This window comes from Bradyrhizobium erythrophlei (genome assembly GCF_042430365.1).
Classification (GTDB): domain Bacteria; phylum Pseudomonadota; class Alphaproteobacteria; order Rhizobiales; family Xanthobacteraceae; genus Bradyrhizobium; species Bradyrhizobium erythrophlei.
In genome coordinates, this window is sequence record NZ_JBHMET010000242.1 from 1 (window position 1) to 631 (window position 631).

The window sequence follows — 631 nt, forward strand, 5'->3', positions numbered from 1 at the left end:
CAGCATGCATTCGCCGTGATCTTCCATGCGAGCCTGCAGGAAGACGCCGTCGGCCCACACATACACATATCGGCGCGCCGACAGATCGCGCTTCTGCCAGCGTTCGTACTCGCCCTGCCATTCGGCCGTTAGTCGGCCAATCACTGCCGGCGACAGATTCGGCGCGTCCTTGCCCAGCAGGGCCGTCAGCGCCTCCTGGAAGTCGCCGGTCGAAATGCCCCGCAGGTAAAGCACCGGCAACAGCGCGTCCAGACTCCTGGTGCGCCGTGCCCACAGCGGCAGGATCGCCGAGCTGAACCGGATCCGCTCGCCAGCGCCGGACGCCCCGCGGTCCCGTATCTTCGCTCGCGCCACTTCGACCGGGCCGATGCCGGTCTGGATCATTCGCGCCGGGCCGTAACCATGCCGCACGACACGGGCGCGCCCGTCGGCGAGCTTCAAGTCCTTCATCGTGGCTAGAAACGTCTCGACTTCGATCTCCACGGCCTGCGCCAGAAGCTGCTGGGCACCAGCTCGCAAAATATTGGTCAGTGGATCGTCGATCTCGTCGGGCTGACGAAGGGCAACAATATTGCTAGTCTCGTTCATGGCGTATCGCTCTCCTTGAGAGGTTCTGGCAGGCTCGACACCC

The 631-nt window shown here is 64.3% G+C and carries 1 protein-coding gene; it reads right to left on the bottom strand.

The window, feature by feature from the left end; genetic code table 11:
• A partial coding sequence (locus ACFFWD_RS45330) for a transposase (RefSeq protein WP_376973975.1) occupies window positions 1–588 on the bottom strand: 588 nt, incomplete at its 3' end.
• Window positions 589–631: the final 43 nt, after the last annotated feature.